The 21,733-nt window shown below is 34.3% G+C and carries 25 protein-coding genes; 17 read left to right on the plus strand and 8 right to left on the minus strand.

Annotated features, from left to right (window positions below):
- Positions 1 to 160 precede the first annotated feature (160 nt).
- The 5 genes from AC1Q8N_RS17805 to AC1Q8N_RS17825 are packed head-to-tail and all read left to right on the plus strand — an operon-like array spanning position 161 to position 5,952.
- A complete protein-coding gene (locus AC1Q8N_RS17805) occupies positions 161 to 1,153 on the plus strand; it encodes an ABC transporter ATP-binding protein (RefSeq protein WP_000351823.1) in 993 nt (330 codons plus the stop codon).
- Positions 1,131 to 2,156 (plus strand): ABC transporter substrate-binding protein, encoded by a 1,026-nt coding sequence (locus AC1Q8N_RS17810; RefSeq protein WP_098642857.1) that lies wholly within the window; start codon positions 1,131 to 1,133, stop codon positions 2,154 to 2,156. Before AC1Q8N_RS17805 ends, AC1Q8N_RS17810 begins: the two co-directional genes overlap by 23 nt.
- Positions 2,157 to 2,168: 12 nt before the next feature.
- Entirely contained in the window at positions 2,169 to 3,839 is a 1,671-nt protein-coding gene (locus AC1Q8N_RS17815; protein ID WP_493521302.1) for an ABC transporter permease, read from the plus strand.
- Positions 3,836 to 5,098, plus strand: coding sequence for an MBL fold metallo-hydrolase (locus AC1Q8N_RS17820; protein WP_141520072.1), 1,263 nt, complete (start codon positions 3,836 to 3,838; stop codon positions 5,096 to 5,098). Before AC1Q8N_RS17815 ends, AC1Q8N_RS17820 begins: the two co-directional genes overlap by 4 nt.
- Positions 5,099 to 5,118: 20 nt before the next feature.
- Entirely contained in the window at positions 5,119 to 5,952 is an 834-nt protein-coding gene (locus AC1Q8N_RS17825; RefSeq protein WP_098080201.1) for a hypothetical protein, read from the plus strand.
- 48 nt (positions 5,953 to 6,000) lie between these two features.
- Here AC1Q8N_RS17825 and AC1Q8N_RS17830 read toward each other — a convergent pair whose 3' ends face one another.
- Positions 6,001 to 6,423, minus strand: coding sequence for a YfmQ family protein (locus AC1Q8N_RS17830; protein WP_075310251.1), 423 nt, complete (start codon positions 6,421 to 6,423; stop codon positions 6,001 to 6,003).
- A gap of 41 nt (positions 6,424 to 6,464) precedes the next feature.
- On the opposite strand from AC1Q8N_RS17830, the gene AC1Q8N_RS17835 reads away from it, so the two are divergent.
- From AC1Q8N_RS17835 to AC1Q8N_RS17865, 7 genes are all read left to right on the plus strand, one after another.
- Entirely contained in the window at positions 6,465 to 6,581 is a 117-nt protein-coding gene (locus tag AC1Q8N_RS17835) for a hypothetical protein (RefSeq protein ID WP_002011946.1), read from the plus strand.
- A 65-nt stretch (positions 6,582 to 6,646) separates the two neighbouring features.
- Positions 6,647 to 6,808 (plus strand): hypothetical protein, encoded by a 162-nt coding sequence (locus AC1Q8N_RS17840; protein WP_000108701.1) that lies wholly within the window; start codon positions 6,647 to 6,649, stop codon positions 6,806 to 6,808.
- A gap of 162 nt (positions 6,809 to 6,970) precedes the next feature.
- Positions 6,971 to 7,606 (plus strand): cupin domain-containing protein, encoded by a 636-nt coding sequence (locus AC1Q8N_RS17845; RefSeq protein ID WP_098080202.1) that lies wholly within the window; start codon positions 6,971 to 6,973, stop codon positions 7,604 to 7,606.
- 99 nt (positions 7,607 to 7,705) lie between these two features.
- Positions 7,706 to 8,797 carry a serine hydrolase gene (locus AC1Q8N_RS17850; protein WP_098080203.1) on the plus strand — a complete coding sequence of 364 codons (1,092 nt, stop codon included), beginning with the start codon at positions 7,706 to 7,708 and terminating at the stop codon, positions 8,795 to 8,797.
- A gap of 50 nt (positions 8,798 to 8,847) precedes the next feature.
- Positions 8,848 to 9,489 (plus strand): DUF3885 domain-containing protein, encoded by a 642-nt coding sequence (locus AC1Q8N_RS17855; protein WP_098080204.1) that lies wholly within the window; start codon positions 8,848 to 8,850, stop codon positions 9,487 to 9,489.
- 154 nt (positions 9,490 to 9,643) lie between these two features.
- Positions 9,644 to 10,219, plus strand: coding sequence for a histidine phosphatase family protein (locus AC1Q8N_RS17860; protein ID WP_098068123.1), 576 nt, complete (start codon positions 9,644 to 9,646; stop codon positions 10,217 to 10,219).
- 89 nt (positions 10,220 to 10,308) lie between these two features.
- Positions 10,309 to 10,680: a hypothetical protein gene (locus AC1Q8N_RS17865; protein ID WP_000461767.1), complete on the plus strand. Its 372-nt coding sequence runs from the start codon at positions 10,309 to 10,311 to the stop codon at positions 10,678 to 10,680.
- Positions 10,681 to 10,698: 18 nt separating this feature from the next.
- Here AC1Q8N_RS17865 and AC1Q8N_RS17870 read toward each other — a convergent pair whose 3' ends face one another.
- The 3 genes from AC1Q8N_RS17870 to AC1Q8N_RS17880 are packed head-to-tail and all read right to left on the minus strand — an operon-like array spanning position 10,699 to position 12,319.
- A complete protein-coding gene (locus tag AC1Q8N_RS17870; RefSeq protein ID WP_141520073.1) occupies positions 10,699 to 11,559 on the minus strand; it encodes an alpha/beta hydrolase in 861 nt (286 codons plus the stop codon).
- A gap of 36 nt (positions 11,560 to 11,595) precedes the next feature.
- Positions 11,596 to 11,925, minus strand: coding sequence for a DUF3147 family protein (locus tag AC1Q8N_RS17875; protein WP_000545644.1), 330 nt, complete (start codon positions 11,923 to 11,925; stop codon positions 11,596 to 11,598).
- A complete protein-coding gene (locus tag AC1Q8N_RS17880; RefSeq protein WP_098080206.1) occupies positions 11,909 to 12,319 on the minus strand; it encodes a MarR family winged helix-turn-helix transcriptional regulator in 411 nt (136 codons plus the stop codon). Before AC1Q8N_RS17880 ends, AC1Q8N_RS17875 begins: the two co-directional genes overlap by 17 nt.
- Before the next feature lie 124 nt (positions 12,320 to 12,443).
- Between AC1Q8N_RS17880 and AC1Q8N_RS17885 the strand changes: the two genes are divergently transcribed.
- Positions 12,444 to 13,271 carry a PP2C family serine/threonine-protein phosphatase gene (locus AC1Q8N_RS17885; RefSeq protein ID WP_088062938.1) on the plus strand — a complete coding sequence of 276 codons (828 nt, stop codon included), beginning with the start codon at positions 12,444 to 12,446 and terminating at the stop codon, positions 13,269 to 13,271.
- 42 nt (positions 13,272 to 13,313) lie between these two features.
- On the opposite strand, the gene asnB is transcribed toward AC1Q8N_RS17885, so the two are convergent.
- A complete protein-coding gene (gene asnB, locus AC1Q8N_RS17890) occupies positions 13,314 to 15,137 on the minus strand; it encodes an asparagine synthase (glutamine-hydrolyzing) (protein ID WP_048543353.1) in 1,824 nt (607 codons plus the stop codon).
- A gap of 419 nt (positions 15,138 to 15,556) precedes the next feature.
- Here asnB and AC1Q8N_RS17895 point away from each other — a divergent pair, with 419 nt between their 5' ends.
- Positions 15,557 to 16,123 carry a sigma-70 family RNA polymerase sigma factor gene (locus AC1Q8N_RS17895; protein WP_000840022.1) on the plus strand — a complete coding sequence of 189 codons (567 nt, stop codon included), beginning with the start codon at positions 15,557 to 15,559 and terminating at the stop codon, positions 16,121 to 16,123.
- Positions 16,120 to 17,265 (plus strand): DUF4179 domain-containing protein, encoded by a 1,146-nt coding sequence (locus AC1Q8N_RS17900; protein ID WP_098642855.1) that lies wholly within the window; start codon positions 16,120 to 16,122, stop codon positions 17,263 to 17,265. The genes AC1Q8N_RS17895 and AC1Q8N_RS17900 overlap by 4 nt, the downstream gene beginning before the upstream one ends.
- 40 nt (positions 17,266 to 17,305) lie before the next feature.
- Here the strand turns inward: AC1Q8N_RS17900 and AC1Q8N_RS17905 are convergent, their stop codons facing one another.
- Positions 17,306 to 18,379, minus strand: a complete 1,074-nt coding sequence (locus AC1Q8N_RS17905) for a WD40/YVTN/BNR-like repeat-containing protein (RefSeq protein WP_098642854.1) — start codon at positions 18,377 to 18,379, stop codon at positions 17,306 to 17,308.
- 213 nt (positions 18,380 to 18,592) lie between these two features.
- On the opposite strand from AC1Q8N_RS17905, the gene AC1Q8N_RS17910 reads away from it, so the two are divergent.
- Both AC1Q8N_RS17910 and fbpA read left to right on the plus strand, forming a co-directional pair.
- Entirely contained in the window at positions 18,593 to 19,492 is a 900-nt protein-coding gene (locus AC1Q8N_RS17910) for a cation diffusion facilitator family transporter (RefSeq protein WP_097917572.1), read from the plus strand.
- Between the two features lie 193 nt (positions 19,493 to 19,685).
- Complete coding sequence (gene fbpA, locus AC1Q8N_RS17915) at positions 19,686 to 19,856, plus strand: Fur-regulated basic protein FbpA (protein WP_000098304.1); 171 nt, start codon at positions 19,686 to 19,688, stop codon at positions 19,854 to 19,856.
- 56 nt (positions 19,857 to 19,912) lie between these two features.
- On the opposite strand, the gene AC1Q8N_RS17920 is transcribed toward fbpA, so the two are convergent.
- Both AC1Q8N_RS17920 and AC1Q8N_RS17925 read right to left on the minus strand, forming a co-directional pair.
- A complete protein-coding gene (locus AC1Q8N_RS17920; protein WP_046959020.1) occupies positions 19,913 to 20,584 on the minus strand; it encodes a GntR family transcriptional regulator in 672 nt (223 codons plus the stop codon).
- A gap of 16 nt (positions 20,585 to 20,600) precedes the next feature.
- On the minus strand, positions 20,601 to 21,566 hold the full coding sequence (locus AC1Q8N_RS17925; RefSeq protein ID WP_098047433.1) for a DMT family transporter: 966 nt from the start codon (positions 21,564 to 21,566) through the stop codon (positions 20,601 to 20,603).
- Between the last annotated feature and the right edge of the window lie 167 nt (positions 21,567 to 21,733).

The raw sequence follows: 21,733 nt of genomic DNA on the forward strand, positions 1-21,733 counted from the left end.
GGCAATTTGCCCCTTTTTCTTCTAACTATAGAAAAAATCTATAGAAATAAATAGTTTATTAGAAGTTTTTTAATTTAATCTTTACAGTACATTAACATTCAGTATAAATCTTCCATATAGAATGAAAGCAGGTTAAGAGTGAGGGGAGAGAGGTGAAACGATGGACATTAAAATTAGTGGATTAGAAAAGAATTTTGGAAAAACGCAGGCGTTAAAGCCGTTACAAATTGTCATGAAACAAGGTGAATTTACCACACTTTTAGGACCTTCGGGATGCGGGAAAACGACTTTACTTAGAATGATTGCAGGACTTGAAGAACCAGATAAAGGAGAAATATATTTCGGAGATACGTGCATGTATTCTAGTGCGAAAAAAATAAAAACATCTCCTCATGAACGTAATATCGGTATGGTATTTCAAGATTTCGCTTTATGGCCACACATGAATGTATTTGAAAATGTTGCATTTGGTTTAAGGGCTACAAAGCAAACGAATCAATTACGGGAAAAAGTAGAAGATGCAATAAAGCGAGTTCGCCTGCAAGGGATGGAGAAAAGATATCCACATGAACTCTCTGGCGGACAGCAGCAACGTGTCGCATTTGCGAGAGCAATTGTAACAAAACCGCATTTTATTTTGTTTGATGAACCGCTGAGTGCACTCGATGCAATCTTGAGAGAAGAAATGCGATTAGAGCTTATGGATATCGTTCATTCGATCGGTTTAACGGCATTGTATGTTACTCACGATCAAACAGAAGCGATGTCAATGTCAGATCAAATTATTGTTATGAAACAAGGAGAAGTATTACAAAAAGGAACACCAGAAGATATTTATGTGAAGCCATCTCATGAATTTGTTGCAAAATTTGTTGGTAAGGCAAATTGGCTTGTAGAGGGTAAACAAATGATTCGTCCAGAGCATGTGAGCTGGACGAAAAATGAAGTGTGTGAAATGTATACAGGTGAAATTCAGCACGTTACATATGTAGGAGAACGGTATGAAATGAAAGTAAACATGGGTGCACTTGGAATATGGACAGCTTATCACAATAGTAAATTAAGCATCGGTAAACCAGTATCGTTATATGTGCCAAAAAAATATATTCATCATATAGGGGGAGAATCGTATGAAGAAATTCAGTTCGCTTAAGTCTTTATTTGTATGTACGTTATTATTTTCTGCTGTAGTAACAGGGTGTAGTTCAAAGACAGGTAGTGCAGATGCCAAAAATAAAAATGCGAATGAAAAGAAAATTGTTGTATATAGTGCGGGGCCAAAAGGATTAGCAGAAAAAATACAAAAGGACTTTGAAAAGAAAACAGGTATAAAAGTAGAAATGTTTCAAGGAACAACAGGTAAGATTTTAGCGAGAATGGAAGCTGAAAAGAAAAATCCAGTCGTTGACGTAGTCGTACTTGCATCTTTACCAGCGATGGAAGGATTAAAAAAGGATGGGCAAACGTTAGCTTATAAAGAAGCGAAACAAGCTGATAAGCTTCGTTCTGAATGGTCGGATGATAAAGGACATTATTTTGGATATAGTGCTTCAGCATTAGGAATTGTGTATAACACAAAAAATGTGAAGACAGCGCCTGAAGATTGGAGCGATATAACAAAAGCGGAATGGAAAGGAAAAGTGAATCTTCCAGATCCAGCACTATCAGGCTCAGCATTAGACTTTGTAACAGGGTATGTGAAAAAGAATGGGAAAGATGGATGGAATTTATTTGAACAGCTTAAGAAAAATGAAGTAACAGTAGCAGGTGCAAACCAAGAAGCGTTAGATCCAGTAGTAACAGGTGCGAAAGACATGGTAATTGCGGGTGTTGATTATATGACGTACAGCGCAAAAGCAAAGGGTGAACCGGTTGATATTGTGTATCCAAAAAGCGGAACAGTTATTAGCCCGCGTGCAGCAGGTATTATGAAGGATAGTAAACATGTAGAAGGTGCAAAAGAGTTTATTGATTATTTATTATCAGATGATGTGCAAAAACAAGTTGCTAAAGCGTATTTATTACCAGGCAGAACAGATATAAAAGCAGAAAATAGACCGAATGTAGAAGAGATTCCGGTATTAAATATTGATTGGAAAACAGTTGAGAAAGAACAAGATGAAATAGGAAAACAATTTAAGAAAGTATTTCAATAAGATGGTGATTACATGGTAAATCGATTTATATCAGTAAGACAAGTTGGAATGACGGTAGCGTTATTACTTGTGGCGATGTTAATCGTCATTCCGCTTTTTCTCATTTTATTTTCTAGCGTATATGAAAATAGTAGTTGGAATTTTTTAAAGCCTTTTGAAGTGATGCAGAGTGGTGGATTAGCTGGGATTTTTCTAAACTCAATGCTCCTAGGTGTACTCGTAGTAATAGGAGCAACCATATTTGCATTTCCATTAGCATTTATTATGAGCAAAACAGATGTTGGAAAGTATAGTAAGTTAGATATTATTTTTATGATTCCATTTATGACACCGCCATATATTGGATCGATGGGCTGGATTTTGTTCATGCAACCGAACGGCTATTTCGAACAGTTTTTCCCGATGCTAAAGACGATTTCATCTTCGTTTTTTAGTCTAGGAGGTATGGTTTTAATTATGAGTCTGCATTTATTCCCATTTCTTTACTTCATGTTGAAAAACACGTTACTTCAAATTGGAAGTAGTAAAGAAGAAGCGGCAGCAGTTCATGGTGGAGGATTTTTCTATCGTTTACGAAAAATAATATTGCCGTTATTAGTATCAAGTTATGTAATGGGTGCTTTACTCATTTTCGTAAAGACGATTGCTGAATTTGGAACACCAGCTACATTCGGAAGAAGAATAGGATTTCATGTGTTAACATCAGAGATTCATAAATTTATTTCGAGTTGGCCGATTGATTTTAGTAGTGCAACAGCATTATCTTCTTTATTACTTAGTGCGTGTATGCTCATTTGGTATATGCAAAATGTATTAAATCGAAAGTATTCATATGCAATGGTTAGTGGAAAAGGTGTGAAATCTAAAAGGTATACTTTGTCTATATTTGCGCGCGTTGTGGCATGGGGGTATGTAATTGGTTTATTAATCGTATCAATTGGAATCCCATACTTTTCTATACTGATTGCTTCATTATCAAAATTAAGAGGCGGCGGTTTGCAGTTAAATAACTTTACAACAAGCCATTATGAAGCATTGTTTACAATTGGCTCTCCAGGATTAGAAGCTTTATGGAACAGTTTTCTCTTTTCACTTATAACAGCGATTATTGCTGTAATGATTGGGGTCTTTTTGGCGCTTATGATCCGAAAGGGGAAAAAGTTCTCTGAAAAATGGCTTGATATGTGCGGTATGTTACCGAATATGGTACCAGGAATCGTGATGGTTGTAGGGCTGATTTTATTTTGGAATTCACCCTATATGCCCATGTCAATTTACAATACACCAGTCATGGTTATCTTGACGTACGTTGTTCTTTTTTTACCTTATACGGTGCAGTATGTAAAAGCATCGCTCGGGCAAATTGATGATTCTCTAGTACAGGCAGGAAGTATTTTTTCTGGAAATTATATTTATATTTTTAGAAAAATAATATTACCTCTTATTATACCGGGCATTCTTGCTGGGTGGGCGATGACATTTACAATCTCGATAAGAGAGTTAGTAGCATCCCTTCTCGTACTGCCTCCATCAGTAGAAACTTCAGCAACATTTATTTTTGCTCAATTTGAACAAGGAGAAGTATCTATTGGCATGGCAATGGCTGTCGTTTCAGTTGGACTTACAACAATATGTTTATTACTTCTGCAACATATGGAGCAAAAACGAAAAGGGGTAGCATGATGAGGATAGAAGTATGGGGAGGAGCGGGAGAATACGGTCGTTCTTGCTACTTCGTAAAAAATAAAGAGACGAAAATAGTATTTGATTGTGGTATTAATCGATCATATGAGGATAGTTATCCAAAAATAGAGAGGGAAGTTGTACCGTTTTTAGATGCAGTATTTTTATCACATATTCATGAAGATCATACGATGGGCTTACCTTTATTAGCGAAGTATGGATATAAGAAAAAAATTTGGACGACTCGTTATACGAAGGAGCAACTTCCCGCTTATTATGAAAAATGGAGAAACTATAATTTAACGCAAGGATGGAATGTGCCTTATAACGACCAAAATGTTAAAGATTTAAATTATGTATATATTGATGAAATTAGTAATCCGAATGAATGGGTACAGATTACTCCTACATTACGGTTTCAATGGGGGTATAGTGGACATGTATTAGGGGCTGTTTGGTTTTTAGTGGATATGAGTCATACATATGTATTTTATTCTGGCGACTATTCAGCAGAGTCTAACATACTCCGAGCCAATTTACCTGAGAAATTGTGCGACGATATAAAAGTTGCAATCGTAGATGCCGCTTATCATACTGAGGATGTTTCGCAACATGAAAGAGTAAACGAACTGTGTGCAGAAATTGAACGAGTTGCACAAAATAAAGGAATAGCATTACTACCATTGCCACCGCTTGGTAGGGCGCAAGATATCGTATTGTATTTATATGAAAAATATAAAGAACTTCCCATTATAGTAGATCAAGAAATTTTGGATGGATTCCAACAGATGTTCGTATATAAAGATTGGATCAAAAATAATGAAGAACTTGAAGGGCTTATGGAGAGTTTAAAAAGAAACGTAATCGTTATGGATCATGACATCGATACGCAAAATAGTTATGGAATAGTTGTAATGAGTGATGCGAATATGCAAACGAAACGAGCGCAGTTATATTATGAACAACTGCGATATGAAGAACGAAATTCCATTATATTTACTGGACATATTGCTAAAGGGAGTTTTGCAGACAAAGTTTTGAAAGAACCTGTAGGTAAAGAATGTAGGGTGAAGCGAGTTCCATATAAAGTTCACCAAAGTATAAGAGATGTGAAAGAGATGTTAAATATATTATTACCAGAACATACGGTGTTAGTACACGCTTTGAAAGAGGATACGGATCGATTACAGAAAAAGCTTAGCATAGCAGGATATGAAAATGTGTATTCACTAACTATGGAACGTATAGAAGTCATTTAAAATGTAAAGGGGATAGGTATATGAAAAAAGCATTTGTATTCGTAAGCATTTTCTTTTGTTGTTTCCTTTATAACGTTCAGGAAGGGTTTGCTGCTAGTCCGATGACACCTAGTTTTGAAGTGAAGTTATTATTAAAGCCCGAACAAGTATTAGGTTACAACAAAGAAATGAACCAAGAGATATTAGAATATTTTCAGGCTGGTACAAATTATGAAAGAATACAAGTGCAATTTTTAGATACGGCAAATAAAAATTTAAGTAATGAAGGGTGGTTTGCGAGAATTCGAAAGAAAGAATTTAGTAAAGATTTTGAGCTAACATATAAAAAAAGATATCCGATTCAAAATGGTGTAATTCAAGATGCACTAGAAGTGGCTAAAAAGGATGGATTTGATAGTAAAACTGATAACTATGAGGCAGAAATAGATTGGGGATTTGAGAAAAAAACGTTAAGTATTTCAAATAAGAAAAGTTACAGCGCAAAAGGGTATGGCGTACTTGATTTACCAAACGAACGAGCTGCTCAAAACATGTTAATAGAAAAGTTGCCAGGGAAAATGAACAAATGGTTGTATACGAATTGGGGAGAAGAAATGCTCAAAAATTCTCGTATTTATGGCCCTGTATTAATGAAAAGGTATGCAGCTGAATTTGAAAATATTAAAACGAATATTGAAGTTTGGCCACTAAGTAATACAGGGAAAATAGAAGATGATTTCGTAATAGAAGTATCGTTTAAAACAAAAGAGGAAAGTATTGCAACAAAACAAAGAGAATTATTAATGAAGAGTTTAGAACAAAAAGGATGGTTGTTACCGAAAGATAGTTTGAAGACAGAACTTATTTTTCAGTGAATAGTAAAAAGGAATCCATATGTCATGGATTCCTTTTATATATGGGTATTAAGCTAAATCAGCTGACACGAACATATCATTATTTTGAAGGTTTTTAGAGCGTAAACTATAAGCAACTACTTTCTTTTTATGTTGCTTTACAACATCAACATGCTCTTCATGACTATAAATATAAAATGTAAAATCTTTTTTACCACGTTTTGCATTGATAATTAAAGGCGTGCCCTCATTGTGAGGTGGTGCATAATAGCGATCTAAAAATAAACCTTCGTTAAAATCATGAATAATTTTGGATTTTTGTTCGCCTTCTAAGTTATTTCCATTGATTGTAACAGTCGAATTCTCTTCTTCAAGTTGTGGATGTGTTTCGTACTTACTAATAATGGATTCAATAACAGAGTTGGGAAGGCTAGAAACGATAATTTTAAATGCCCCAAATACAACTAACATAACAATAAACCAAGTCGTCATAGTATATCATCCCCTTTTTCCTATTAAATAATATAACTCATATGGTAATAGTACATATGGTGAAGTTTTGTATAATTTGTGAAAAATATGCCATTTTTACGAACGAAATATTAGAAAAGTCAATTTTGTTACAAAAAGTTGAAATCGAAGTATTTTAAAAGAAAAAGGTTTATAATAAAAATATAACTAATAACCACATTACTAATTATAAGGAAGTGTAACTATGAGTACTGTAGCAATCGTATATGGTATTATTCTTTCCACAATTATTGTTTTGTTTTTTGTTGGGGTTTCACGTTATATTCATAAATGGAAAGAAGGCGTTGCGAAATTAAATCACATTGAAGAAGAACTTAGTGATTTAATGTTACATCATGGTAAGTAAAAAGTTTATTTTTTAACTAAACAATGTGAATAATATCACAAAACATGCTCTCATCATGAAGGCATGTTTTTTTGTTATGTGAATGATTAGGCACATTCATACATTTTTTCCATACGATACAGTGTGAAGATGGAAATGTTCGGAGTGGAAAAGAGGGATAAAATGAGTAGTTCAGGTTATGTTCCAGATAATAAAAATTTAAAGAAAAGTTCAGGAACTCCAAACCTTTTCTTTGATTCGAGAAAAAACATCTTTTTTAAAAGAGATGAGAAAAACGTTGCCTATGAAATTACGTCAACGCAGTTACCAGCAATGATCGGTGAAGCGTTTGTCGATTTATTTATGACAAAAGGGCACATGCGGGAACCACATTGGCATCCGAATGCGTGGGAATTAGATGTTGTTGTATCAGGAGAAGCAATTACATCTATCTTAAATCCGGAAACGAATCAATTGCAAAATTATCATGTAAAAGCGGGGCAAACCGTCTTTATTCCAATGGGATGGTGGCATTGGATTACAGCGATAACAGAAGAAGTACAATTACATTTGTTCTTCAATAACGATCAGTTTGAAACAGCAGAAGGATCAGACATACTTAGATTAACACCGCCAGAAGTATTTCAATCTGCATACGGTGTAAGTGCAGAAAAATTGGGAAAGGATCTTTCGCCAATTAAGGAGTCAGTTGTAATTGGTCCTCCTAACTCAAATCGACTAAATAGCATTAAAGAAAGTGACGACTCAAATATAGTTGTTACGTTAAATGGACAAATAACATCATGTGAAATAGAGTAACTCTTTCTTTTTTTAGGAAGAGTTACTCTATTTTGTATAATTTTGTAATTAGATTCGTTATAATTATATAGTAGGGAACTTAGTAAAGGGGGGCATATTGTGAACATATTAAAGATTATAGGAATTGTTGCAGGAATTATTATAGTAGCCGCTATAGCTTTCTTTTTTATTATGAAGTACTATTTGTCAAAAGAAGATCCTAATTACGTATTACAGTACATAAAAGAGCATAAAGGTGATAAAACATGTTCATTACTAATTAGAAAAAATGGGGAAGTAGTAACATCTATAAATGAAGATGTAAAATTGCCATTAGCGAGTATGGCCAAAATTGTAATAGCAGTTGAATTTGCTAAGCAAGTGTCAGAAGGAAAAATAAGTCGGGATGAACAAATTTCATTGCAGGAGTTAGAAAAATATTACGTTAAAAACACTGATGGTGGAGCGCATCCTGACTGGTTAGAAGATGCCAAAGCGAGAGAGTTAGTGAAAAATGGACAGATCGCTTTAGAAGAAGTCGCTAAAGGGATGATTCATTATAGTTCTAATGCAAATACAACATATTTGTTAGATAAGCTTGGAATAGAAAGGGTAAATGAAAGTATAAAAGAATTAGAGCTTACTAGTCATGACAAATTCTCTTCGTATACTGCTTCACTATATATGAGAGGGTATGTAGAAAAAGAGATTCATGAGCCAGAAAATCGATCATTAGAAATGATACGTAACATGTCAAAGGATGAGTATAATAAACATGTATTACAAATTCATGAATGGATGAAAGATGAAGAAGAATGGAAAAAACGGGATATTCCATTAAAGGTAGATATGGAATTTCAGCGAATTTGGTCAGATCGATTAGTGAGTGCAAACGCTAAAGATTATATGAGTATAATGGAAAAAATAAATAGTAGAAATTATTTTCCAAAATCAATGCAAGAAGAAATCGAGAACATTTTCAAAGGAACAGTTAAAAATAGTAAGTTCGAATATGCTGGTCAAAAAGGTGGTTCTACCGCATTCGTATTGACAAAAAGCTTGTATACTACAAATAAGAAAGGGAATAAAGTAGAAGTTGTCATTATGTTTAACGATATAGAAGATCAAGTTGCATATCAAAAGCTGAGAAATAATGTAGATTATTTTATTCGAGACATTATAACAAGTGAGGAATTCAAAAATAAATTATAATAGAATAATTTTATTATGTAAACAAGGTGCTATTAAAGGTAGGTGTTGAGATGAGGTTGAATGAGTATATGCTTGAAACGTTTCCAAATTTAGAACTTAGACCACCTCTATTTTATAATGGGGATATTGGTATTCGCTTTAGATTAGGTGTGAACTATGATTGCAATAACATTTATGAAAACTGCCCATATTTAGAAGGCGTTTATAATAGAGCGATTACTTTATTTCAGTCTTTACATGCAACAGAAGATGATATTTATATCGTAGTGGATGTAAATGACTATGCAGACGGTGAAATTTTCAAACACAAATTGAATATCTTTTCTAAGTATGTAAAAGAGAAGTCCGTTTTGTTTAAGTTACAGAAAAATACAATCCCTTATATTTTTCCAGAAGACGATGGAGACGGGGTATATAAAACTCATAGATATACTTTGAAATGTAAAGTTTCAGACTTGAAATACATTCCTATGCTAAAAGCAATTTGTAATCAAGATATGGGAATAAAACCGCGTATTTTTCATAGGGTGTATTTCATAAATATTAACAAGAATACTATATTTCACGTTTATGATGATAGGGGTTGTGATGTATTAGCTACCTCTCCTAATACAATTAGAGATATTTATCATACATATAATGATTGGATATTAGAATACGACAGAAATAAAATTGATAAAGTATTTAATTGAATGTAATCTATTTTAAATGAGGGAAATACCATAGAGGTGTTTCCCTTTTATTAATATGAAAATCAACATTCAAATTTGACAGCACTTATTATAAAGGTAAAGGGATTTGATGGTAATGTATTGAATTTGGATAGAAACAGAAAAGGGGGAATGAATGACGACAATATATTTTGTTCGCCATGCTCACTCTATATATACAAAAGACGAAAGGGTACGTCCCTTATCTGAAAAAGGGCACTTAGATGTAGAGAATGTAACACGCTTATTAAAAGATAAGCATATTGATGTTGTGATTTCTAGTCCGTATAAAAGAGCGATTCAAACGGTACAAGGAATTGCAAATACATATAATGTATCGATACAAATAGAAGAAGATTTACGAGAAAGGTTATTAAGTAAAGAGCCAGTAACAGATTTTAATGATGCGGTCCAAAAAGTGTGGGAAGATTGGGATTTTGCACACGAAGGCGGAGAATCGAATGATGTAGCGCAAAGGCGTGCTGTAATATGTATGCAAAATATATTAAAAAAATATGAAAATAAGAATATTGTAATAGGTACTCATGGAAATATTATGGTGTTACTAATGAATTATTTTGACTCGAAATATGATTTTCAGTTTTGGAAAACCCTTCATATGCCTGACGTGTATAAATTAACTTTTGATAATAATTGTTTTAGTTCTGCTGAAAGAATACAGTCTACAGATTATCAGATAAATAATTTGTAAAAGTTTATCAAAAAAAGAGGAAAGGGAGAAGTTATTGTAGAAGTATGACTTTGTAACATAAAAATTATGTGTTAAAGGAGGCTGTTTACATGTTTGAGAAAGAGAAAGAAGGGCTTATTGAAGTTCACAACGTATATGAAATTGCACCAGCAGATGGAACAATTATTGGTATGGCAACGGAAGAAGAAATGGAAATTGCTGCTGAACTAGAGCTGCAGTACTATGCCCATTCTCGTTTGTTAGAAGCAAATATTCAGTTAGACGGTTCCTCCTACAAAGAGTTACTTCAGGAGTTCCAGGAGTACGAGAGAAAATCAATGAGCTTTTGGCGAGCAATACATAAGCGTTTAGCTGTGCCATGGGCATGGGTATTACGTATTGACGTTGCGAATGGCCCTATATATGTAAGTAATGGGAATTCGTATTATGAAGAAATCGATGATGAAGAAGATTATGAATAGATAAGTAAGGAAGCAGCGTTAGTTGCTTCCTTTTTTTATTTGCAAGGAGTGAATTGCTTCAATAATAATATCTGGTCGAGTATTTTCAATTCCGTGACCAGCATGTTCGGCAAGTATATATTGGCTATTTATTGAGAGTTGTAATTGTTCATGAATCAGTTCTTGCCACATTGTTTCTAGTTGTGTTGCTTCCTCTTTTGGCATGCCATCCTCAGTCAACTGAGTAATAGAATATTGAGGGTCTCTACCGATAACGATTAAAGGTGTTTTTAATGTTTTATGTAGCTCTTTTATTGAGCGGGCACAATTTTTCCACTCACATAGTTCAGAAGCTGTCGCTTTATATAATAGAGGGGAGGTAGAAAATTCAATGTACTGTCTTGATTGATCAACGAGTATAGGTTTTAGTTCATTATTAAGCATGTCTATATCCATTTTGGAGTATGTAATATATTTTTGAAGCCACATATCATCCGAATCCGTTTGATCAGAAATTGGTAAATGCAGTTCATCTAATCGGTGTAAGTTCATAGAAGTAGAATCAACTAAAATAAGTGCTTGCAGCTTATCTTCATGTAACATAGCAAAATGTTGTGCACATAAGCCTCCATAGGAATGACCGATTAAAATGATAGGCTCGTGAATAGCAAGTTCATGTAGTAACATATGAAGTTCGTTTGTCGCTTGTCTTGTAGTACGCGAATAATTTCCTAGTTCACTTTTTCCGTAACCTGGGCGATGGTATGAAATGACTGTAAAATATTGTGAAAGTTTTTCTATAATAGGGAGCCAATCATAAAATGAGCAACTCATTCCGGTCTGAATAACTACCGTTTGTTTACTACTTCCTTTTGTATATACTTCTATAGTTTGCTCCAATACCTCTACAAATTTATAAATAATAAACCCTCCTAACTAAGCTTGAAATAATTTTTGACAAGCAAAAACGATACACCAAACACCTATACCAAACAGGACAGATGTACTAAGTGAAAATGAGTTTTTTAGACCAATATAGACGATAAATAGTAGTAGTGCGGATGCAGGAAATCCATATAATACGCCTATAGCAAATTGACTTAATTCTTGTTTGTTCCCGCCTTCTAAAGAAATCCAAAATAGGCTCAGTAAACTAACGAGAGGAAGGGCAGCAATAAAGCCGCCTATCGTACTATAATGTTTAGCGACTTCAGTAATAACGCCAATAATAAGTGCAGAAACGATTACTTTAACGAGGAAATGCATATTTTGCCTCCTTCGCTAATAACGAAAAGGCTTTTTCAATTAATTGTTGTTCTTCTTTTGATAACTGTGATTCTAATATTTTTATCTTTTCTTTATCTAGTAAAGTATGCTTTTCTAATCCTTCAATGCCTTCTTTCGTTAAAGTAAGGTTTACGACCCTTTCATCTTGTTTGTTTCTTTCTTTCATGATAAATCCTTTTTGAATAAGGCGCTTTACGTGTTCTGATGCTGTGTTATGAGAGAGACTAAGCTCAGTAGCGACTTTTCCAATTGTTATATCTTTCTCACGAGAAATAAGTTGTAAAATACGAATGGCTTGGTGAGAAAGGTTGTCCTCATACTCATATCGTAAGTGATAATAAATGCTCTCCCAATGTTGATTGATGTCTTTCATAATGATAAATCCCCCTATTTTTATATCGTATAGTAAGATATATTCGTGAACACAGAAATAAAATCCTTTTATTTGGATAAAAAATGTTGAAAAAGTTTATTTTTATTGAAATATAAGGTAATCTATGTGTAAAGGTATACATTTAGCAAGAGAGAGGATGATAGCTGTGAATACATTCAAATGGATGAGTCATGAACAGATGTATGTAGATGAAATACATGTTGAAAAATGTGGTCCTCTTTCAGTCGGCGTATATGGGGGAAATCAAGAGAGTGATGCATATGAACGAGGAGATGCGGTACTTGCTTGGTGGGATCCTGAATTACAATTTGAATTTGTTATGATTTTTGATACACACCACAAAACAAAAAATATTGATTATATAATAGAAGCAATTTCAGCAAGAAAAGAGAAACTAAAAGAGTTATTTTCTTACCCGATACATTTAGCTTTTCATCATACGCATATGTACTTATTAGCGTTATTTACAGATGAATTGTTTATTGAAAAATGTGATCAAGATGATGAGGAACTTGCATGCTTAATTTGTTTGCGAAAAGGCGAATTTTTATATTGGCTATCAGTTGGTGATTGCTTCGCATATTTATTCCATTCTGAAAAAACGAAGAATGGTAAAGGGCGGTTAAATAAACGGAAGAATTACGAATATATTGGTAGGAAAAATATTTTTGCTGCAAATACACCTTGCTTTACATCAGGTGTCAGAGGATTAGAAAAAGGAATGAATCACATTGTAATGGCAACGGACGGTATTTTAGAGTGTGATAAACGAAAATTTGATGATGATCAATCTTTAGTAGAAATATTGCACGACGGAAGTTGCTTACAGATTGAGCCAGTATTAACAAATGTACTGCAGTGGAAAGGTAGAGATTGTGCCACAATTATTGGATGGTCCATTGATACTGAAAATAAAAAATGCGCTAATTAATATAAAAGGAGTTCAAGGTTTTTATCCTTGAACTCCTTTTTGTTAAGCAATATGAATATGATACGTTTTCAACCATTCATTTACTTGTAGCATATATTCCATAGCACTTCTTGCTTCAAAATTGTTAATTTCTTTATTGCTTTCATCGGCAATGGCAAGTAGTGTGGAATGATTAATAAGTGAGAAAATAGGATTGTTTTTATTACTGCACAAGTCGAGTGATAAATGACGGATTGTTTGTAAATAATGTGGATCTTGTGAAGTTGGGTAAGCACTTTTTCTTCTATTGCGTACATCGTCAGGTAAAGCAGGTTGCAGTGCTCTACGTAAAATGCCTTTTTCAATATTATCAATGCTTTTTATATTGAAAGGAACGTTCCATAAATATTCAACTAATCTATAATCGCAAAACGGTACACGTACTTCAAAGCCTACAGCCATACTCATACGATCTTTACGATCAAGTAAGAACGGGAGAAATCTCGTTAAAAATAAATAAAACATTTGGCGTTGTTTCGCGGCTTTTTTACTTTCCCCTTCAAGAGTAGGTACTTCAAGAATCGCTTCTTGGAAGCGTGTATCAATATAGTTTTCTAAGTTGCATTGGTTATTTACTTCATTTAGTAGAAGAGGGGAAGTGTTTTTCCAATTTGTTAGCCAAGGAAATTTATCGACAAATAGTAAATCCTCTTGATGAAACCAAGGGTAACCACCGAATACTTCATCAGCAGATTCGCCGGATAAAGCTACAGTTGCATCTTTTTTCATTTCGCAAAATAGTAAATATAGTGAAGTTTCCATTTCGCCAGCACTCGGTAAATCTTTTGCACGGAGAGGGACGAATAAGTGATTTGCTAATTCTTCAGCATTCACAATAATGTCATGATGAGATGTCCCTACATGTTCGGAAACACGTTTTACCCAAGGAGCGTCTAAACCAGTGCGAGCAAATGTCAGCTCGAAATCTTTTGCACTATTTACAAAGTCAACGGAATACGTATGAAGTGTTTTATTTTCCGCTGCAAACTCTTTACCCGCTAGTGCAGTAATACCGCTAGAATCTAATCCTCCTGATAACATACAAACGAGAGGAACATCGGCAATTAATTGTCTTTTTACTGTATCTTGTAAAATAGATAAAATATGTGATGATGTATCTTCAGTAGAGTCTGTATGAACTTTACTTTCTAAATTCCAATATTTCTTAACTACTTTTTTATCACGTGTAAACGTTATAGAATGTCCAGCACGCACTTCTTGAATATGTTTAAAGACGCCACATCCTGGAGTTCGAAATAATCCTAATCCAAATATTTCGTTTATGCCATCCGCATCAATTTCAGCAGGGACAGATGGATGCGCTAATAGTGCTTTTATTTCAGATCCGAAAATAATGCTGTCATTTCTTTCAGTATAAAAGAGTGGCTTTACGCCTAAATGATCACGTGCTAAAAATAATTGTTGCTTCTGATCATCCCATAAAGCGAAAGCGAAAATTCCGTTTAAATGTTGTACGCAGTCTTCTTTCCATTCTAAATAAGCATGTAGTAACACCTCTGTATCCGAATGTGTTTCAAATGCATGACCACATTTTTGAAGTTGCTCTCTAAGCTCGCGGAAATTATAAATTTCTCCATTATAAGTAAGAGCATACGTATAATCACCAGCACGAAATGTTTTTGGTTGTGTCCCGCCTTCTGGATCAATTACGATTAACCGACGGTGTGCAAAGGCCGCACGAGGTGAAAACCAAAATCCTTCAGCATCCGGACCGCGATGCTGGATACTATTTGCCATCTTTTCTAAAATAACATGTTCATTGGAAAGATCCTTATTCCAATTTACCCAACCTGTAATTCCACACATACACATCTCATCTCCTAATTTAAAATGTTGAAAAGTAGATTAATGAAATAAAGTGAAACTTTAATCAGTGGTTTTTTTTTCCATAACCCACTGATTATTAGCCCTCACCAATCGGGCTTTTACGGGCAGTTATCTCCCACCTAACTTCCTCGCATTCGCCCAATTTTGAGGTGGGATTTACTGCCCGTTAATGCGGAGTAAAATGTACACCAAGTTAAAGAATGACTATATAAATAGTGTACTACATGAATTAAATTGCAGACTTGAGAAAATTTTCTTGTAATACATAGTTATGTGAGACAATGACGTAGGGAAAGTATTCCATAACATACAAAAAATAAAAAAGATGAGAGAAAATATTTTGTAAGACGTTATATAGGGTGTAAAAGCTTTTACAAAAAAATAAGGGGAATCGCTACATGAAATCAAATGAGAAAAATTTTATAAAAAGATTACAACGACAAAAAGAAGATGCGCTAGAATTTGTTGTCGATACATACTTACCACTCATAAAAGGAATAACGCACAAAGTTCTCCTTCCAGTTCAAAATGATGGACTCATAGAGGAATGTGTAAACGATATATTTCTTTCCATTTGGAATAACGCAAATAAATTTCATGGAGAGCCGAGTGACTTTAAAAAATGGATAGCGGCGATTGCGAAATTTAAAGCGATTGATTATTACCGGAAAGCGACTAGAAAAGTAGAAATTATTTCAGATGAGTTTCATATTAGTACGGAAAAGTCAGCTGAAGATGAATTAATCGTTATGGAAGATAGGGAAGAGTTATTGAAGCTTATTAATCAATTAGAACCGTTAGATCAAAAGGTGTTCATTATGAAATATCTTCTCGGTATGAAGACAGAAGAAATAGGAGATAAGTTAGGGTTAACTCGGGCAGCGATCGATAATCGTGTATACCGTGGGAAAAAGAAACTACAACAAAATGCTACGAATATTAGTTTTGGAGGTAGTGCCATATGAAAGACATTTACGAACTATTAAATGATATTGATATAGATGAAAGAGAACTTGAGGAAATTGAGGCTTCTGAAATTGAAAAAGAAAAAGTAAAACGAAATGTAAAACAATCGATACGTACGAAGAAAAAGATGAAAAGTTGGAAAAAAGGTGTCGCTGCCGCATCTATTTTAGTAGGGTTATCAGTTGCAACGCTTGGTATTGGATTTCCTACATATGCAGGGGGATTGCCAATTGTAGGTGATATATTCCGATTTTTAGATAATGGTAGAACAGGGTTATATGAAAATTATAAAGCGAACGCAGAGAAGAAAACGGGGCTTCATAATAATTATCAACAATACGCCACAGTACTAAATATGACAAAAGAAAGAAATGGAATTAAGATAACGATTAATAATGCGATTTTCGATGGTAAGACAGTATCAATAAACTATTCTATAGAAAGTAACAGAGATTTAGGAAAAAATCCAAGTACGTTGGATTTTTTAACTATTAAAGGAGCAGGTGCCCAATCAGGAAGCAATGAAATTATTAAGGTCGCTGATAGGCAATATAAAGGTTTAATAAAAACAAGTAGTGATCTAATTAGTAATAAAGGAACTACAGTGAATGTTGAATGGAGTATACAAAGTATAAACATTTTAGAAACAGAAGAAGAGATAAAAGGAGATTGGAATTTTAATATTAATCTAAAAGGAATAGAAAATAAAGAGAAATTGATTAGAGGTAGTGCAGAAAAAGATGGTGTAAAAGTTAATATGGAGAGAATGGAAATAACACCCATGTCGTTTATTCTATATTACAACCAAGAAGTAGATCAAGAAATAAGAGGTGTATGGGATGGAGTGGATGTTGATTTAAAAGTGAGAGATGATATAGGTAATCAGTATTATGGAGAAGGAAATGGAGGCTCAGGTGAAGATCCTTATAATTTTAATTGGAGTGAAACATTCCAACAACTTAATGAGAATGCGACTAAGTTAATAATAACGCCTTACGTTAATTTAAGAATTCACACTCCTGAAAATTATGGCTCGGTAACAATAGTTGGAGGAGAAGTAAAGGAGCGTTTTGTGCCTCGAAGATTGGGAGGCAATAAGGGTATTGCGTTAGATGATATCGTAATTGATTTAAAGAAATAAAAGAGAGACTGCCTAAAACAATTAGGCAGTCTTTTTTTCGTTAAGAACTAGTAACGAGTAATGCATGTGGATGCTGCGTTTTATACTCATCTTTCCACGGAATGTTTAATTGTTCCCACGATTCGCCGCTATCTTTGGATTGAAAGGCGCCGTTGTTATTTAAAGTGTAAAACGTATGTGGTTCTGCTGGATTTGTAGCAAACATTGAAATGACTGTACCAATTGCAGATGGTAGACCTTGCTGCAATTGCTCGAAAGGAGTATCTTTCGTTTTACGATAAATATAAGATTCATAAGGAATATGGTGATGGGCGAGGTCAGCACTTGGTGCGGCAGAAACGAGAATTGTATTGCAATCAGCTGGATCAATAGCCATGCTGTATAAATAATGATGTTCAAGTCCTTCACTGCATGATATCCAGCTGTTTCCACTGTTATAACTTTCAAGGTATGCACGATCAGGTCCGCCCATAAATCCGTCACCACATGATGCATAAAGGCGATTTGGAGCTTCAGGGTGCATAAGCAATTGATGTGCATCGATAGGAGCACCGAATTTTTTATCAATCCAAGTATGCCCTCTATCATTACTTTGAATAACAGCACCAGCTTCAATTGAAACATGGATTGTATTCGGATTGTTTGGATCAACTGTAATCCAGCGTACATGATGGGTAAAAGGTCTAGGCGGAAAAGCCCACGTATAAGAAGATAATAATGATTTCATATTTTTAAGTTCAGTCCACGTTTCACCACCATTTTCAGAACGGAATAAAGCGCTCGGTTCTGTGCCGACATAAACGACGCCATAGCCGTTAACTTGTTCATTAGGACTTATCGTAATGGAAGTTATCGAAGAGTGTAAAATACCATCTTCTCTAGGGAAATCAAAGTAACGATATGAATCTCCAATCGGTTTCCACGAATCACCGCCATCGTCGCTTAACCATAAACCTCGTCCAAATGTTCCGCAATATATACGATTATTTTGGAATGGATCAACTGCGATACAAGTAGGTTGCATGTTTTGTAAGTGATACGCTGTTTCAAAGTGACCATATTGTTCTTTCACTACAACAAGTTCACGTTCCATACAGAGAAATAAACGTTTCATTTTCATAACCTCCTTAAAAATTCTTTCATTAGTAAACAATATGAAGCTGAAAAAGAAGTAGTCTTATTTTTTGTTGAGAAAAAGGACTTGTTTGAAAAATAACGAAGTGTGTAGGTAGAAGGAAGCGGACGTTTATGGGCAGTTAATGGGGGATAAAGAGGGGGAGTTTGTTTCATACTAACATACAGATATTGCACTTAAAGGAGCATTCGTATGGGACATTCACATGATCATGGTCATTCTAACAATAAAAAAGCGTTACTAATCGCTTTCGTATTAACGACAAGTTTTATGATTGCTGAAGTTATTGGGGGATTTGTAACAAATAGCTTAGCACTATTATCTGACGCGGGGCATATGTTAAGTGATGCAGTATCGTTAGCGTTAAGTTTACTTGCGTTCAAGCTCGGAGAAAAAACAGCAACAACTGCGAAAACATATGGGTATAAGCGAGTCGAAATGTTAGCGGCATTATGTAACGGTGTCGTTCTTATTGTCATTTCAGTATACATTTTTATTGAAGCAATTCGCCGTTTTAAAGAGCCAGTTGAGATTGCTAGTAATGGGATGCTCATTATTGCTGTACTTGGTCTGCTTATTAATATTTTATCAGCTTGGATATTAATGAGAGGCGGAGATGTGAAGGGGAATTTGAATTTAAGAAGTGCTTTCTTACACGTATTAGGCGATCTATTAGGATCAGTCGGAGCGATTATTGCAGCGCTATTTATTAAATTTTTCGGATGGACTGTTGCTGATGCGATTGCTAGTATTCTTGTGTCTATTTTAGTCATTATTAGCGGATGGCGTGTAACACGTGATACGGTCCATATATTAATGGAAGGTGCACCCCAGCACATAAATGTTGAAGAGGTAAAAAGTACATTATTAAATATTACGGTTGTAAAAGAAGTTCATGATTTGCACATATGGTCTGTCACATCTGATTTTCAAGTATTAACTTGCCATTTGATTATTAAAGGTGATGAAACGCAAAATGTATTAAAAGAGGCTACGGATGTATTAAAGGAGAAGTTTCATGTAGAACATGTCACTATTCAAGTAGAAATAGATGGTGAATTTAATCATAGTGAGACAACTTGCAAAGTATGAAAGAAAAAGGATAAGAAAATGTGTCATAACATTTTTCGCACGGCATACATATATATAATGTGGCCACAAATACTTTGTAAGGTAAATATTTCATGAAATTACTTTACTTATAAAGAGTCATCTTTTATAATCAAAAATGGTAATTGATAAAGATTATCGTTTTCAATGATTGTGGAAAGGAGTTTTTTAAAAGATGAGTAGTCAACTCCGTTTTGCTGTTGAAAATCGTAAGAGGCATTTAATTGATGAGTTAATTGGAGCAGGTGTGTTTAAAATTCGCGACCGACAATTATACGAGCTGTCTTTAGAGGAATTGGAAAAAGAGTACGAAGATATGGAAGAATATGCAGATATTCAGGCATAACTATATAGATTAGTAAAAGGTGAGCTGGTTACGATTTTGTGTAACCAGCTCTATTATTATTTCGTAGAAATTATTTTTGATATTTCTTTCATTGGACGGAGCCAGTTTTGAGACATCATTTGTTCCATTTGTTTTTCGTCCTGCTTTTGCAATGCTTGAATGATAGAGTGATGTTCTTCAATAGATTGACTTGCTGGAACAAAGTTTTGGAAAAACAAATATTCAAGGCGTAAAACGTGAAGTTGCATATTTTCTAGAAAGGGTTCAATATATTGGTTTTTAGCAATAGAAGAAATTGTATTGTGAAATTGTATATCTAGTTTTAAAGCTTGTTTTGCGTTTTTCTTCTCTATAGAGCGCTGAAAATCAGCATTTATTTCAGAAAGTAGTTTCAGATCAGCGTCTGTAATGTTTTGAAGTGCTTGCTTTCCTATAATAGAGTGAAGACCAGCCATCGTTTCATAAATGATAGGAATGTCGTCTAACTTAATAGGAGCAATTTTTGTTTTTTGCCCAGGTACCATTTCCACTAATCCAGAAAGCTCCAATATTTGAAGTGCTTCTCTTACAGGTGTTCTGCTTACTCCTAGTGCTTCAGCCAACTCCCCATCATTAATTTTTTCATCAGGCTGCAGTACACCTTCAATAATCCAATCTTGTAGTTGATTTAAAACGAGTGATTTTGCCGAAACTCTTCCTTGTTTTTTATAATTTTGAGGGATAGGCATAGTGAATTCAATCCTTTCATTGTATATTTTCTTTTTTCTCATGAACAAACTTTAATTCCTGTTTCCCTTCATCCGGTTTTTGGCTTAAGATGAGCACCATTACAATGACACAAAAAGCCCCTAATAACTGAAAAGATTGAAAGGGTACGTGTAATATAAGTACAGAAGAAATAATAGCTGCGAGTGGTTCAGTACAACCGAATAATGTCGTTTCTTTCGGAGTCAGGTATCGTATGCTGTCTAAGTATAAATAAAATGCAATCAGTGTTCCGAAAATAACGACAAATGTGATGAGCGGTAGGGTACTTAGTTTTACATATTTCATAGTCGATAATAAAATGAATTCGTTTGTAGAAATAAAGTGTAGAATCGTAACGCCAATACCCCCAATAATCATGCCCCATCCAACGATAACAGAGGAAGACCAGCTTTCTAGTAATTCCTTGGAATATAAACTATAAAAAGCAAGAGATAACCCAGATAAAATACCCCAAATAATAGCCGGTGTAGAAACAGCTAAGTTATGAACAGACCCATTTGTTAGTAAGAGAAAAGTGCCTACTAATGAAAGGGTAATAGAAATGAAATCAATTTTTGATGGCCGAACGTTCCATTTGAAAAGTAAGTATACAGTAATAAATATAGGAGCTAAATATTGCAATAATGTTGCGACGGCAGCGTTCCCTTCTTTAATAGAAGCGAAGTACGTGTACTGTACAGCAAGCATACCGAATAGGCCAAACAATATCATTTTAGTAGCATCAGATTTTTGTTTCCATATGCCGAATATTTCTTTTTTTCTCGTTCCGAATGAGGAAATAAGGAGCAAGATAACGCCAGATATAAGCAATCGAATTGTAACTAACCATTCAGTAGAAACATTTTCATATTGAAAAAGTTGTTGTGCAGCTGTTCCGGACAATCCCCATAAACAAGCACCAATTACAACCATAATGATTCCTTTTAAACGATTTGGATCCATATGATTTTATATCTTCCTTTCTAAAAATATATATTGAATACAATATGCAATATATCACAGAAAAGGATAATAATAAACTGAAAATTAAAACTGAATCCTAAAATGTTATTCACATGAAAGAAAGTTTGGCGAATAGGAGTATGATAAAGTAAAAAAGGCTTCATTTT

It is taken from the genome of Bacillus sp. GW823-FHT06B01, from assembly GCF_058952315.1.